13 protein-coding genes are annotated in these 14,788 nt (G+C 48.0%); 10 read left to right on the top strand and 3 right to left on the bottom strand.

Annotated features, from left to right (window positions below; translation table 11 throughout):
* Nucleotides 1-57: 57 nt before the first annotated feature.
* Nucleotides 58-1,449: an APC family permease gene (locus ACQY6Q_RS11785; RefSeq protein WP_427981663.1), complete on the top strand. Its 1,392-nt coding sequence runs from the start codon at nt 58-60 to the stop codon at nt 1,447-1,449.
* Nucleotides 1,446-2,555 (top strand): agmatine deiminase, encoded by a 1,110-nt coding sequence (aguA, locus tag ACQY6Q_RS11780; RefSeq protein WP_427981661.1) that lies wholly within the window; start codon nt 1,446-1,448, stop codon nt 2,553-2,555. Before ACQY6Q_RS11785 ends, aguA begins: the two co-directional genes overlap by 4 nt.
* Nucleotides 2,556-2,759: 204 nt before the next feature.
* On the opposite strand, the gene ACQY6Q_RS11775 is transcribed toward aguA, so the two are convergent.
* Both ACQY6Q_RS11775 and ACQY6Q_RS11770 read right to left on the bottom strand, forming a co-directional pair.
* The gene (locus ACQY6Q_RS11775) at nt 2,760-3,668 is read right to left on the bottom strand and encodes a DNA-binding response regulator (RefSeq protein WP_427981659.1); all 909 of its coding nucleotides are present in this window, start codon (nt 3,666-3,668) and stop codon (nt 2,760-2,762) included.
* The gene (locus ACQY6Q_RS11770; protein ID WP_427981658.1) at nt 3,665-7,033 is read right to left on the bottom strand and encodes a hybrid sensor histidine kinase/response regulator; all 3,369 of its coding nucleotides are present in this window, start codon (nt 7,031-7,033) and stop codon (nt 3,665-3,667) included. The genes ACQY6Q_RS11775 and ACQY6Q_RS11770 overlap by 4 nt, the downstream gene beginning before the upstream one ends.
* Nucleotides 7,034-7,289: 256 nt before the next feature.
* Between ACQY6Q_RS11770 and urtA the strand changes: the two genes are divergently transcribed.
* From urtA to ACQY6Q_RS11730, 8 genes are all read left to right on the top strand, one after another.
* Nucleotides 7,290-8,552 (top strand): urea ABC transporter substrate-binding protein, encoded by a 1,263-nt coding sequence (urtA, locus tag ACQY6Q_RS11765; RefSeq protein ID WP_427981657.1) that lies wholly within the window; start codon nt 7,290-7,292, stop codon nt 8,550-8,552.
* Nucleotides 8,553-8,612: 60 nt separating this feature from the next.
* On the top strand, nt 8,613-9,539 hold the full coding sequence (urtB, locus tag ACQY6Q_RS11760) for an urea ABC transporter permease subunit UrtB (RefSeq protein ID WP_055734395.1): 927 nt from the start codon (nt 8,613-8,615) through the stop codon (nt 9,537-9,539).
* Between the two features lie 12 nt (nt 9,540-9,551).
* Nucleotides 9,552-10,751, top strand: coding sequence for an urea ABC transporter permease subunit UrtC (gene urtC / locus ACQY6Q_RS11755; RefSeq protein WP_427981656.1), 1,200 nt, complete (start codon nt 9,552-9,554; stop codon nt 10,749-10,751).
* A complete protein-coding gene (urtD, locus tag ACQY6Q_RS11750) occupies nt 10,738-11,502 on the top strand; it encodes an urea ABC transporter ATP-binding protein UrtD (protein WP_055734397.1) in 765 nt (254 codons plus the stop codon). Before urtC ends, urtD begins: the two co-directional genes overlap by 14 nt.
* A 10-nt stretch (nt 11,503-11,512) precedes the next feature.
* The gene (urtE, locus tag ACQY6Q_RS11745) at nt 11,513-12,202 is read left to right on the top strand and encodes an urea ABC transporter ATP-binding subunit UrtE (RefSeq protein WP_427981654.1); all 690 of its coding nucleotides are present in this window, start codon (nt 11,513-11,515) and stop codon (nt 12,200-12,202) included.
* A gap of 31 nt (nt 12,203-12,233) precedes the next feature.
* Nucleotides 12,234-13,469, top strand: a complete 1,236-nt coding sequence (fmdA, locus tag ACQY6Q_RS11740) for a formamidase (protein ID WP_188407366.1) — start codon at nt 12,234-12,236, stop codon at nt 13,467-13,469.
* Between the two features lie 12 nt (nt 13,470-13,481).
* A complete protein-coding gene (locus ACQY6Q_RS11735) occupies nt 13,482-13,838 on the top strand; it encodes an FmdB family zinc ribbon protein (RefSeq protein ID WP_055734399.1) in 357 nt (118 codons plus the stop codon).
* Between the two features lie 164 nt (nt 13,839-14,002).
* Nucleotides 14,003-14,239 carry an alternative ribosome-rescue factor A gene (locus ACQY6Q_RS11730; protein WP_427981652.1) on the top strand — a complete coding sequence of 79 codons (237 nt, stop codon included), beginning with the start codon at nt 14,003-14,005 and terminating at the stop codon, nt 14,237-14,239.
* Here ACQY6Q_RS11730 and yjjG read toward each other — a convergent pair.
* A partial coding sequence (gene yjjG, locus ACQY6Q_RS11725; RefSeq protein ID WP_427981651.1) for a pyrimidine 5'-nucleotidase occupies nt 14,210-14,788 on the bottom strand: 579 nt, incomplete at its 5' end. The genes ACQY6Q_RS11730 and yjjG overlap by 30 nt on opposite strands.

Raw genomic sequence — 14,788 nt, 5'->3', positions numbered from 1 at the left:
GACCAGAACAATACCGCCACCTGATGACACTCGATGGACAGTTAAAGGATTAATACTATGAGCGATAACAAAAGAGGCGTGACTCCACTCGCTTTATTTAGCCTATGTGCAGTTTTAGTGGTGGATACTTTAACGGCATCTGCCTCCATTGGCGTGAGTGCCATGGGCTGGTGGGCATTAATTTTAGTGATATTTGTAATTCCTTACGGGCTGATTACCTCTGAGCTCAGTGCCGCTTATCCAGGAGAAGGCGGTATTTATGATTGGGTCACTAAAGCCTTTGGCTCAAGTTGGGCACTGCGAACCACTTGGTTTTATTGGATTAACGTCGGTTTGTGGATGCCTGCGGTTTACATTTTGTTTGCCGGTATGTTTGCCGAGCTGTTTGGGCTTGAGTTGTCGCTAATGAGCCAAGTGCTCATCTGTATCGCCTTGACTTGGGGAACAGTGTGGGTCTGCAACATCTCAACCGATATTGGGGTATTCATTACTAACTTCTGCGCGGTGCTTAAAGTCATCATTATTTCGGTACTAGGCATTGGTGGCTTTATTTATGCTGCAAAAAATGGAGTGGCCAATGAATTTAGCCTACGCGCAATGATGCCTTCGTTTGATTCTGGAGTGGCCTTTCTACCTGCCTTGGTATTTAACTTAATGGGTTTTGAATTGGTCGCCACCATGACCCGTGAAATGAAAGACGTAAAACAAATTCCCAAAGTGGTGTTTCTGGCAATTGCCATTACCGCATTGCTTTACATTGTTGGCACGCTAGGGATCCTAATGGCTTTACCTGTAGACCAGCTTGGTTTGGTTGCGGGTATTGTTGATACGCTGAAAGTGTTATTTGGTGATGGTGCAGTGGGACAATTCATTATCTATGCGCTGGGCATTATTACCCTGCTGACCTTCATCGGCAATATGGTGAGCTGGACTATGGGCTCAAGCAGAGCGGCGGCGCAATCGGCTCGAGAAGGGGAGCTTCCTAGCTTCGTGGCAAAAACCTCGAAAAAATACCGAACTCCTATCGGTGCTAATGCCATCACCGGCATCGTGTCTACAGTGGTTATTTTGATTTACGGCTTAATGGCCACCAATAGCGATGACTTATTCTGGTCGATGTTTGCTTTTTCTAGCTGTGTATTTTTAATGCCTTATTTATTGATGTTCCCCGCTTATCTCAAACTTAGATTGGTGGATAGCGATACGGCTCGACCCTTTAAAGTACCGGGTAGTTTGGCTGTTCAAAAAGCGATGACAGTTGTGTGCTTCCTGATTATTTTGCAAGCGGTAATACTGTTCATCTTCCCCGACATTATCTTTGGCTCGATAGATTGGCAGTACACCTTACCTATTTTGCTTGGCCTTGTAGCGACGATTATTGTTGGCGAAGTTTTGTTGCTAAGGGCTAAACGGGTGCTAGAGCCTGCTCAAGTAAGCGAGGTAGCATGAGTCGTATTATCAATTCACAACCCCTTGCTGACCGCTTTTATATGCCGGGTGAACATACAGAACACAGTGAGCTATGGATGGCTTGGCCAGTACGCACTGATAACTGGCGCTATGGTGGTAAAGCTGCACAGGCTGTGTTTGTTAATGTGGCCGTTGCTATTGCCAAGCATACACCCGTTGTGATGGTGGTAGAGCACAGTCAATTTGCCAATGCGCGCAGTCAATTACCCGCAGAGATTAAAGTGTTGGAAATGTCTTATAACGATTGTTGGATGAGAGACATAGGCGCTACCTACTTGGTGAACGGTAGAGGCCAACGACGAGGTGTTAATTGGCAGTTTAATGCCTGGGGTGGCCTGTTGGACGGGCTTTACTTCCCATGGGATCTAGACGATGCAGTAGCGACTAAGATGTTAAATCTCACTCAAGATGACGCTTATAACGCACCTTTAGTCATGGAAGGTGGTTCGATTCATAGTGACGGTGCTGGGACTGTGTACACCACCGAAGAATGTTTATTGCATCCGAGCCGAAACCCTGAGTTATCTAAGCAGCAAATAGAGCTGCACTTGAAGAAATATCTGGGGGCAGAAAAAGTGATTTGGTTGCCGCGTGGTTTATATAACGATGAAACCAACGGACATATAGACAACATTCTGCATGTGGTGAAGCCAGGTGAAGTGGTGTTAACTTGGTGTGACGACCCAGACGATCCGCAATATCACATCAGTCGCGAAGCGATGGCGCTATTATCCAGTGAGCTAGATGCTCAAGGTCGTTCCATTAAAGTACATAAGCTGCCCATGCCGGGTCCCCTATATATTACTGAAGAGGAAGCTACCGGCATTGATCAAAGCGAAGGTATGGAGCGACAAGCTGGGGATCGCCTTGCTGCTTCATATGCTAACTTTTTGATCAGTAATGGGCAGATTATCTATCCTTTGCTTGACCAGCGTTACGACGGCGAAGCGAAGCAAGTATTGCAACAAGCCTTTCCTCAACATCAAGTGGTGGGGGTTGCTGCTCGTGAAATATTACTCGGTGGAGGAAATATTCACTGCATTACCCAGCAAGTACCTGCGGTATCTGCTTGCTGGGTTGATTAAGTGCAATATGCAGCGGCTTAGGTGCTAAGGCTTAAGCTAGCTGATTTACTCGTCGAATAGCGCAAGTAGATTTTTGCTAAACTCGCTCATTCCCTAATTGGGGGATGAGCTTTTTTATGGTCAGTTCAGCTTTATTCATCACGGCTGCAAGGCGGTTTGGTTAGGGGGCTTTCTTATGGTTAGGGCGCTGCTTACTAGCGCTGGTTAATGATCATTCAGATACTCCAAACATAGTGCAGTGGCGCTGGTGCGATTGTCTACTTCCAGCTTTTGAAAAATCGCTTCTAAGTGCTTGTTGACGGTTCTTGGGCTCATGCTCAGAATTTGTGCGATTTCTCGGTTGGTTTTACCTCGCGCCAGCCAAAAAACCACTTCCGATTCTCGCTCGGTTAAGCTAAAACGCTGGCGCAAGGATTCTCTAATACTCTGTTCATCGTTGTCTACCAAGCGCAGTAGGTGCTCTCCCGGCGAGGACTGCCCAAGGTATTTTAGTTGGAAGGGTTTGGCTAAGTGCTGCAGCGCTAAACTGCTGTGTTTGCTGGGCGCGTTATTTAGCCAGCGTTGAATTTGCTGGGTGAATTTGGCGCTGACCTCGGCGTCATCAATATGAATGGCGTTAAGCAATTGTTTGCTTTTGCTGCTCATCCAAGCAATGCCGCCGCTGCTGGTAAAGGTAAGGGTGGCTTGGCCTATTTCGTCTAAGGCACCGCGTACGCTGCGGGTGAGGCGAGCGTTGTTAAGATGTACTTTAATCCGGGCAAACAGTTCGTCTAGTTTTATGGGTTTATTGAGGTAGTCAACGCCACCAGACTCTAGGCCCTTAATCACCGATTCGCTGTCGCTTAGGCCTGTCATAAAGATGACCGGCAAATCACTGAGTTCGTCATTGTCTTTGAGTAATTGGCAGGCCTCGAAGCCATCCATGTTGGGCATCAGCGCATCCATAAGTACTAAGTCTGGAGTAATGCGTTGGGTAATGTTTAAGGCTTGTTGCCCGTCCATGGCGATGAGTACCGTATAACCTTGCTCAATCAGGGCGGTATTTAACATGCCCACCGATTCTGCAGAGTCGTCTACAACTAATACTATTCCTTTTGAATCAAGCGCATTCATGCTGCTAATACCTTTTCACAATAATCTTTAATCTTAGAAAACTGATATTGTTCTAAGTCTCTTCGTAGTGTCGAAGTATGCGCCAATAGGCTTGGGTCACACTCTAAATTATTTAAAATTTTGTCTATTCCTTGTACAAAACCTAATTGGGCCATTTCCCACAGCTCTCTAAACAGTTTGCGTTGCTCTTGGCAAAGGCTGACCTTGCTGGCCTGAATAGGGTCGATTAGCTTGGGTGACCACTTCGGGGTGGCGTGATAATTCCAGCTTAGTTTTAAGGCCTTGGCGATTTTATCCAGCAAGGCATTGTCGCGGATCGGTTTGGCTAGATAGTCGTTATGTAGTGGATGAGGCGAGCCCTGCAATAAGGGCGCTTCATAGGCGTCGGCCGATACCATGATCACCGGCGCTTTAATCCCTCTGGCGCGTAGCTCTTCCAGTAGCTGCCAGCCGTTCATTTCCGGCATGGAAATATCTAGCAAGAATAAGTCGATATTAGCTAATTGCAGACTACCGAGGCAATTTATGGCATCGCTAGTCTCTAAAACCACAAAGCCCAAGGGAGAAAGCAGTTCGCTGACCAAATTACGGTGATTAGGGTCATCATCTACCACCATCAGCGTTTTGCTGGGACCGTTTAATGAGCTGATTTTAGTTTGCGGAGTTTGGCTGGGGCTTGCGTCTTCAATACTCGATAGCATTAAACTTAATTTAAAACAGCTGCCCTTACCCGGAGTGCTGCTAAGGCTGATATTGCCACCCATGATGTCGGTGAGTAGCTGAGTAATAGTCAGGCCAAGGCCAGTGCCCGGCAGTTGTGGAGCATCGAGTTTGCGCACCCGTTCAAAGGGTTTAAATATTCTCTCCTGATCGCTTTCATCAATGCCGGGGCCACTGTCTTGTATGGTAAATTCGGCCACTTGGCTACGGTAGCGTACGCTTAGTGACACGCCACCTTGCTGGGTAAATTTAACCGCATTCGATAGTAAGTTGATTAGTATTTGCCGCAGGTGAGTTTCGTCGGCATAAACGCAGTTAGGCAAATAAGGGCTGGGTTGGTAGTCGAAGCGAATGTCTTTTTCTCTGGCTTGCAGACTAAACATTTCGACTAAATCATCCAGCAACTCTTTAATGGGCACCTTGTCACGTTGAATTTCTAACTTGCCTGCTTCAATACGCGAGATGTCGAGCAGTCCTTCAATGATGTCGGCAAGGTGTTCACCACTGCGTTTAATTAATGAAATTTTGGCGGCATGGGCGGGCAATAAATTCGGCGCGTTTTCTAGCAGTTGAGCATAACCCAATACCGAATTTAACGGCGTTCTTAACTCGTGGCTGATGCCAGTGAGGTAGCGACTCTTAGCCTGATTGGCCAGTTCGGCGGTTTCTTTGGCCTGCTGCAAGGCGCGGTCGGTGACTTCGTGAGCCGAGATTTCTTGGCTAAGTAGCTCGGTTTGGCGCAGCGACTCGGTAAGCGCCAATTGGCGGCTGTCGTTGGCCAGAACAAACAGCCATACCAGCACCCCAACAATAATCATCAGCAAAAAGAACACATGACTAAGGGTGGTGGAGATCAGTTCGCGTGATTCGGTTTCTACCTCGGGGACCCCCAGATAGACCAAATAAAACAAGCCCGAGATGAGGCCGGCAATAATCATCATTAGCCCGCTAAACTGCAGTAGCCTGGCATTCATCATTGACGAGATAGACCTAGGCAGAATCAATTGCACAAATTGATTGAGCTGCTGGCCAAAGCTGGCGTGGGGCTTACATTGGTCGTGGCAGCGAGCGTCTAGGGTGCAGCATAGTGAGCAAATGGCCCCTCCATAGGCGGGGCATGAGGCTAAGTCTTCTACCTCGAAATAGTTTTGACAGACTCGGCACTCACCATGTTGCGTCAGTGACAATTCGCTATCGCGGGCCAGATAATAACGGCCTTGGGTGATAATGGCGATCAGCGGCGAGCAAATAAATGCGCTAGCCAAACCGATGAAGGGCGACAGCGCTTGAGCCGTTTCACCGAGTTGGCCGGTGTAACATAAAATGCTGGCGCTGGAAGCGATTACCATGGCGCCCACCCCCACCGGGTTAATATCAAATAGATGAGCGCGTTTAAATTCGATGTACTTGGGGCTATAACCCAAGGGTTTGTTGATCAGTAAATCGGCCACCAAGGCTCCCACCCAAGCTACCGCCACGTTGGAGTAAATCCCTAGAATATTATCAATCGCCGAGTAGATCCCTAGCTCCATGATTAACAGCGCAATAATTACGTTAAATACCAGCCATACCACGCGGCCAGGGTGGCTATGGGTGAGGCGGGAGAAGAAGTTAGACCAAGCGATTGAGCCTGCATAGGCGTTGGTGACGTTAATTTTTAACTGGCAGACAATCACAAAGATCCCCGCCAAACATAAGGCCACCACTGGCGATTGGGTCACATAAGAAAACGCCACTTGATACATTTGGATGGGATCGCCTGCCACTCCAGCGGCCACACCAGCATTTAAGCCCAATACTACTAAAAACGAACCTGCCAATATTTTTAGAGCGCCTACGACTATCCAGCCAGGGCCGGCGGCCAGCAAGGCGGCCCACCATTTAATCCGGTTTTGTTGATTCTTTTCCGGCATGAAACGCAGAAAGTCGACCTGTTCGCCGATTTGCCCCATTAGGGAGAACAATACCCCCGCAGCCGCGCCAAATAGGTGCAGGTCAAAGCCTGCATTTTGCTGTTGTTTGCCTTGAAAGTGGGTCCAATCGCTAATGCTGGTGGACTCATGCCAGAGAATGAATACAAAGGGCAGCAGCTGTAACACCACCCAGATGGGCTGGCTCCAAAGCTGAAAACGGCTAATAAAGGTGATCCCGTGAGTCACCAGCGGGATCACCACCACCGCGCTGATCAAATATCCAATGCTTAAAGGGATAGCAAACAACAGCTCCAAGGCCGAGGCCATAATGGCCGCTTCAATGGCAAAGAAAATAAAAGTGAACGAGGCGTAAATTAATGACGTGATGGTGGAGCCAATGTAGCCGAAACCAGCACCACGGGTGAGTAGGTCTATGTCTACACCATAGCGGGCGGCGTAGTAGGAAATCGGCGCGGCACAAATAAAAATAATCGCCGATACCACCAAAATGGCGGCTAGAGCATTGCTAAAGCCAAATTTAAGCATTAGCGCACCGCCAATGGCTTCCAAGGCGAGAAAAGAGATTGCTCCTAATGCTGTATTGGCGACCCGCGAGCTAGACCATTGGCGGGCACTTTTGGCAGTAAAACGAAGTGCATAGTCTTCTAGGGTTTGGTTGGCCACCCAGCGATTGTAGTTCCTCCTCGCTTTTAGAATATGCTGATCATTCATCTTTTAAATGCCTTTTATATCAATAATTTAATGATGCCATTGTTAGTAAAAGCATTATTTGAGCCAATCCTTTGGCGGTGAAAGATATGCCATCTTTATAAGCTCTTGACCTTAAACAAAGGGCTGAGTCTTGGCTATGCGTTAAATGACGTAGTGGGCTAGAGCAATTGGCGAATTCTTATTGCTGTTGCGGTTTTGCATGATGGTTATCACCAAGTACGGACACATTGTCTTTCACTCAAGTAGGGATACCACTATGCAAAAACTTAAAACTTCAGGCGTGAGCAATCTGCTGCGTCGCCGTGTGCTCAAGGGAATGATGGCCTTACCCGCCGCGATGCTGGTTTCTCAGCTCAGCTTTGCTGCCAGCCCCAGTACCGCAGAGATTAATACCACCGGTTTGGCGGTTACCGACGATACGGTAAAAGTCGGTATTTTACACTCGGTTACCGGCACTATGGCGATCAGTGAAACTGGTTCGGTGCAAGCGGAGAAGCTAGCAATTGAACAAATTAACGCCATGGGCGGGGTACTCGGCCGTAAGATTGAATACATTCAAGAAGATGGTGCCAGTGACTGGCCTACTTTTGCTGAAAAATCGAAAAAGCTATTGGTAAAAGACAAGGCCGCGGCGGTATTTGGTTGTTGGACCTCGGCTTCTCGTAAGGCGGTATTACCAGTATTTGAGCAATACAATGGCATGCTTTATTACCCCACCTTTTACGAAGGATTAGAGCAATCACCTAACGTGATTTACACCGGCCAAGAAGCCACTCAGCAGATTATTGCTGGTATTGATTGGGTAACTAAAACCAAAGGCGCTAAGAGCTTCTTCTTACTTGGTTCAGATTACATTTGGCCACGTACTTCTAACAAAATTGCTCGTAAACACATCGAGAAATTGGGCTTGAAAGTGGTTGGTGAAGAGTATTACCCACTGGGCCACACTCAATTTAACTCGGTAATTAACAAGATTAAATTGAAAAAACCTGACGTAATTTACGCGATTGTGGTGGGCGGTTCTAACGTGGCCTTCTACAAGCAGCTTAAAGCGGCCGGTATTGATATGACCAAGGAAAAACCATTAGTGCTAACCATTTCGGTTACCGAAGATGAAATCCTAGGTATTGGCGGTGAAAACATTCAAGGCGCTTACGCTGCGATGAAATACTTCCAAAGCTTAACCAACACTAACAACCAAGAGTTTGTGGCCGCCTTTAAAGAGCGTTGGGGTGACGACATTGTGATTGGTGACGTAACTCAGGCTGCTTACTTAGGCCCATGGTTATGGAAGGCTGCGGTAGAAAAAGCGGGCTCGTTTGATATCGACAAGGTGCGCGCCGCATCACCTAACCTAGAGTTGACCACCGCTCCAGAAGGTTATGTGAAGGTTCACGAAAATCATCACCTATGGTCGAAGACCCGTATTGGACACGCTAAGGCTGATGGTCAGTACGAAATTGTCTATGAAACTGACGAGCTAATCGAACCCAATCCTTTCCCTGAGGGTTATCAGTAAACAACGGATGGGTGCCCCACGGCACCCAATCTTTTCGCTGACATCAAGGAGGGGCAGCCAATGTTTGCCGATTATACCAGCGCTGAGCTAACCGCCATTTTCGCTATGCAGGGATTTGCCGGTCTTATTTTGTTTTCTGTATTTGTTCTTATGGCCCTTGGGCTTGCCATCATCTTCGGTCAGATGGGGGTGATTAACATGGCGCATGGTGAATTCATGATCCTCGGTGCCTATATCACTTATCTCACCTCACAATTTTTTAGTAGCCATTTACCTAGCCTATTTGACGGCTATTTCTTTGTCGCCATGTTATTGGCCTTTGTGGTAACCGCCGCCTTAGGTGCTTTGGTGGAATGGTTAATGATTCGTCATTTATACAAACGACCACTCGACACCTTGCTGGCTACTTGGGGCTTAAGCCTTATCTTGCAACAGCTTTACCGTACTGTATTTGGCGCGCGAGAAGTGGGGGTGAGCCTACCCGATTGGTTAATGGGCTCTTACGCCATTACCGACATTATTGAAGTGCCGATTAACGGCATCTTTGTGATGGGCTTAACCATCATCATCACCTTTGGCGTGTACCTCACTATGCAGAAGTCTCGTCTTGGTAAGCAAACCCGAGCAGTGGTGCAAAACCGAGCCATGGCCGGTGCAGTGGGGATTAATACCGAGCGGGTCGACCGTTACACCTTTGCCCTGGGTTGCGGCATTGCCGGGGTGGCAGGTTCGGCTTTCACCATGGTGGGTTCAACCGGGCCAACGGCGGGTCAGTTATACATTGTTGATACCTTCTTAGTGGTGGTATTTGGCGGTGCATCCAGCTTACTTGGCACGGTGGCGTCGGCCTTCACCATCTCACAAGCGCAATCAACCATGGAGTTTTTCCTCAGTGGTTCGATGGCCAAAGTACTTACCTTATTAACCGTTGTTGGAATATTGATGCTGCGTCCTCAAGGTTTATTTTCGCTCAAAGTTCGTCGTTAGGGAGAAAGCAGAATGTTATTTCAAACTAATTCAGATGCTCAGCAGAACAGCAACTCAGTGGGCTGGTGGAAATACCTGCTACTGGCCGCGCTACTGTTTATTGTGCTGCCGCTGGCCTTAGATATTTTCCGTTTAAACCTAGTGGGTAAATACCTAACCTATGCCTTTGTCGCCATTGGTTTGGTGTTGTGTTGGGGCTGTGGCGGGATCTTGAGCCTGGGCCAAGGGGTATTTTTTGGTCTGGGCGGCTATTGCATGGCGATGTTCCTTAAACTAGAAGCCTCCGATCCTGAGTCTACTGCGATCCAGTCTACGCCGGGTATTCCCGACTTCATGGACTGGAACCAGTTAACCGAATTGCCTTGGTTTTGGCAGCCCTTCCATAGCTTAGGTTTTACTCTTTTAGCGGTGATTGCCGTGCCGGTATTGTTTGCCTTCATCATTGCAGTGGCCATGTTTACCCGTCGCGTTGGTGGTGTGTACTTTGCCATTATCACGCAGGCGATAGCCGCCATTTTGACCATTTTGATTATTGGTCAGCAGGGCTATACCGGCGGGGTGAATGGGATCACCGATTTACGCACCTTTCTGGGGTGGGATATCCGCTCGGAGTTTTCCCAATATCTGCTGTATTTCATCAATGCTGCCTTGTTGTTTGCTTGCCTGATGGTGGCCTTGTACATCAAGCGCTGTAAGTTAGGTCGACTATTGGTGGCAATGCGGGAAAAAGAAGATCGCGTACGTTTTTCTGGTTACAACGTGGCCAGCTTTAAAATCTTCATCTTCTGTATTGGCGCAGCCTTTGCCGCGATTGGCGGGGCGATGTTCACTCTGCAAGTGGGTTTTATGTCGCCGTCTTTTGTTGGCATTGTGCCTTCGATTGAAATGGTGATTTTCTGTGCCGTAGGTGGACGTTTGTCCTTGCTGGGCGCGGTATATGGCACCTTGTTGGTGAATCTGGCTAAAACTAGTTTTTCCGAGTCCTTCCCCGAGTTGTGGTTATTTGCCATGGGCGCTTTGTTCATTGGCGTAGTGATGGCCTTTCCCGATGGTTTGGCGGGCCTTTATCAAGAGCACATTGAACCGCGTATTAAACAGCGCTTTAAGCGTAAACCCAGTCCTGTTGTTAAGTCGGTAGCTGCTGAGCAAGCAGCCGATAGCAGCAAGCCTACATCACCATCAGTAGAGGAGCGCGGTAATGCAACAGCCTAAACAAACAACGGCCCGCAAAGATTTTGTATTGAGTGTAGAGGGCCTAACCGTTTCGTTCGATGGTTTTAAGGCGGTGGATGATTTGTCGCTGTACGTCGAGGAGAAAGAAATTCGAGTAATTATTGGCCCAAACGGAGCCGGTAAAACCACGGTGCTGGATTTGATTTGTGGCCGTACCAAGGCCACTCAAGGCTCAATCAAATTTAAGCAAAAAGAACTCACCAAGTTAAAAGAACATCAGATTGTACATGCTGGAGTGGGGAGAAAGTTCCAAAACCCCTCAATTTATGAAGATCTCACGGTGTTTGAAAACTTAGAAATTTCTTATCCGCGAGGGCGCAATGTTTGGGGCGCTTTAACCTTCAAGCGTGATCAAGCGGTGCAAGACAAGATCATGGAAATTGCCGAGATGGTGTTTCTTAGCGACAAGCTACATGACCAAGCTGACTTGCTTAGCCATGGGCAAAAACAGTGGTTGGAGATTGGCATGCTGCTGATCCAAGACCCCGAGCTATTAATGCTGGATGAACCGGTGGCGGGCATGTCGGTGGCTGAGCGCAAGCAAACCGCCGCCTTGTTGCAAAGCATTACGCAGCAGCGCTCGGTATTGGTGATTGAGCATGATATGCAGTTTGTGGAAGACATCGCCGACCGAGTTACGGTGTTGCATCAGGGCAAGGTGTTGTCGGAAGGCTCGATGCAGCGGGTGAAGAATGATCCCAAGGTCATTGAAGTGTACCTAGGCCACTAAGGAGAAGGTGATGTTACAACTAAGCGATTACAGCGTGGCCTACGGGCAAAGTGAAGTGATATCGGAGCTGAACTTTTCGCTAAAGCCAAATGAAATTGTCGCCATTTTGGGGCGCAACGGCATGGGTAAAACCACCTTGATGAAGTCTCTGATAGGCATGATTCCTAGCCGTAGCGGCAATGTTGAGCTCAACGGTAAAAGCTTAAACAAGCAAAAAAGTTATCAGCGGGTGGCTTCGGGCTTAGGTTTTGTCCCGCAAGGGCGAATGATTTTTTCCACCATGACGGTGCAGGAGAACATTGAAACCGGCTTAACCAGCATTGGCCAAAGCAAGGTACCCGACGACTTGTACAGCATTTTCCCGGTGTTATGGGAAATGCGTCATCGCCGCGGTGGCAACTTATCTGGTGGGCAACAGCAGCAGCTAGCCATCGCTCGTGCGCTAGCCAGCAACCCCAGTGTATTGCTGCTGGATGAACCCACCGAAGGTATTCAGCCTTCAATTATTAAAGATATGGCAAAAACCCTAAAACAAATTCGCGACCAGCGTGGTTTGTCGATAGTGGTTTCCGAGCAAGTTCTGAGTTTTGCCCTTGATGTTGCAGATCGAATTCTCGTAATTGAAAAGGGAAAAATAGTGCATGACGTGCTGCGCGACGAAGTTGATGAACAACAAGTGGCAGCTTATTTATCAGTATAAAAGTGGTTAGTTATATTCAAGGAGAAGAACCATGGCAGAAACAATTATTAAAGTGGACTTAAGCAAATCAGCCTACGAAAACGAAAATCTACACAACCGCTGGCATCCCGACATTCCGATGGCGGCAATGGTTAAGCCCGGTGACGACTTTATTTTAGAGTGTATCGACTGGACCGGTGGGCAGATCAAAAACAACGATGATGCTTCGGATGTGCGCGATGTGGATTTAACTCAGGTGCACTTTTTGTCAGGCCCGGTTGGGGTAGAAGGCGCTGAGCCAGGCGATTTATTGGAAGTAGATATTCTAGATATTGGTACTTTTGAAGAGTCGCAGTGGGGCTTTAACGGCTTCTTCTCTAAACAAAATGGCGGCGGCTTTTTAGACGAGCACTTCCCCGAAGCGCAAAAATCGATTTGGGACTTCAACGGCATGTTCACTAAATCAAGACATGTTCCTGGCGTTGAATTTGCTGGTTTAATTCACCCTGGCTTAATTGGTTGTTTACCTTCTAAGAGCATGTTGGAAGAGTGGAACCGTCGCGAGAAAGAGTTATTTGATACTAACCCCGAGCGTGTACCGATGTTAGCGGCCTTGCCTTACGCGCCTACCGCTCACATGGGACGGATGAAGCCCGAGCAGGCTAAAGTAGCGGCAGAAGAAGGCGCACGTACCGTTCCGCCTCGCGAGCACGGTGGTAACTGCGACATTAAAGACTTGTCTCGTGGCTCTAAGATTTACTTCCCGGTATATGTGAAAGACGCGGGTCTGTCGGTGGGCGATTTACACTTTAGCCAAGGCGATGGTGAGATTACCTTCTGTGGCGCGATTGAAATGGCCGGTTGGATCCACTTACGAGTGAAATTGATTAAAGATGGTATGGCTAAGTACGCCATTAAAAACCCTATCTTTAAGCCTAGCCCAATCACGCCTCGTTACGACGATTACTTGATCTTTGAAGGTATATCGGTAGATGAGAATGGCAAGCAGCATTACTTAGACGCCAACGTGGCTTATCGTCAGGCTTGTTTAAATGCCATCGAGTATCTGAAGAAGTTTGGCTATAGCGGTGCGCAGGCCTACTCGCTCCTGGGTACCGCGCCGGTGCAAGGTCACTTGAGTGGAGTGGTGGATGTGCCTAACTCTTGTGCCACTTTATGGTTGCCTACCGACATCTTTGAGTTTGATATTAAGCCGAATGCCGAAGGGCCAACTAAGTACCTCGACGGTAGTGTTGATATGCCTTTAGCGCCTGATCTAGATAAATAAGCGAGGTGAGCCATGCCAGTTTACGATTATAAATGTGCCGAACACGGTTTGTTTTATAAACTCACCGAGATGAAAGACAGTGCCAAACCGGCTGCCTGCCCTGAGTGTCAAAGCTTGTCTGCCAGAGTGATTGTGCTACCGCCATCGGTATTAGACGTAGCAGCAGAAACCAAGCAAGCGATTGAACGTAACGAGAAGGCCCAGCATGAGCCGCAGCATTCCACCGTGGAGACTCGCGCTGAAAATGCCGAGAAAGTAAAAAAAGGCTGTGGTTGCACCCATCATAAACGTGGCGGCTCCAAGCTGTTTTATACTGCCAATGGCGAAAAAATGTTTCCATCTATGCGACCGTGGATGATTAGCCACTAAGCAGATGGAATCTACTACCAAGGCAGCCAAGGCTGCCTTTATTTATATGCTGGCGGTGCGAATGGTTTTTTATTACTAGCGCTGAAATAGTGCTGTACAAGCGTTTTGCTTAATTTATAATCAGCGCGGTTTTAAACCATAGTGATAAACAACAGTAGGTGATTATGAGTAAAAAGAAACAGCTTGCGGCTAAACCGCTTGCTCACCAGCACGGTCGTGGGCAAATAAACGACAACGCGATTAAGGCCTTGGTAACCAGTCAACTATTTAGAAGCAAAGTTGAACGGCCGAAAAAAGGTAAAGGTTCATATAACAGAAAGGGGCATCAGCTGAAGGGCGATGCCCCTTTTGACATCTTAGTTAAGCCATCTTTAGTGCGGCTGATGCAGCCAGTGTTGTAGCTCTTGTAACGACGCCACCTGATGTTTAGGTTGAATGCCCTGAGGCAGCGGCTGTTGTTCGCGGTTCAACCAACAAGTATCGATACCCGCATTAATCCCACCTTGAATATCTGAATGAGGGTTGTCTCCCACCATTAATACCTGCTGGCGATTAGGCTGTTGCATTTGCTCGAAGGCATGCTCAAAAATCGCTTTATCTGGCTTTGCCACCCCCACTTGCTCGGAAATCACCAAAGTTTGAAAGTAACCACTTAGGCCGGTGCGCTCTAGGCGTATTTGCTGCAATGCGGTGAAGCCATTAGTAATAATGCCTAGCTTCACCTTATCTTTAAGGCTGTCGAGTAAGTCTTTAGCACCGGGAAGCAACTTACAGATGTCGGCCATGGCCTCTAAAAACGCCTGATTCAAATGCTGAGCAGGTACGGCTAATTTGTTAGCCCAATGGGCAAAGCGTTGCTCCTGAAGTTGCTGAGCGTTAATTTGCCCCGCTTGGTAGGCGTCCCATAAGGCTAAGTTGGTGCTTTGGTAGTCTTGGTAGTGCTGCCGTTC

This window comes from Agarivorans sp., from assembly GCF_050295395.1.
Taxonomy (GTDB): domain Bacteria; phylum Pseudomonadota; class Gammaproteobacteria; order Enterobacterales; family Celerinatantimonadaceae; genus Agarivorans.
Note: the sequence above shows the minus strand (reverse complement) of the source record. Positions and strands in the feature narration are given on the sequence as shown.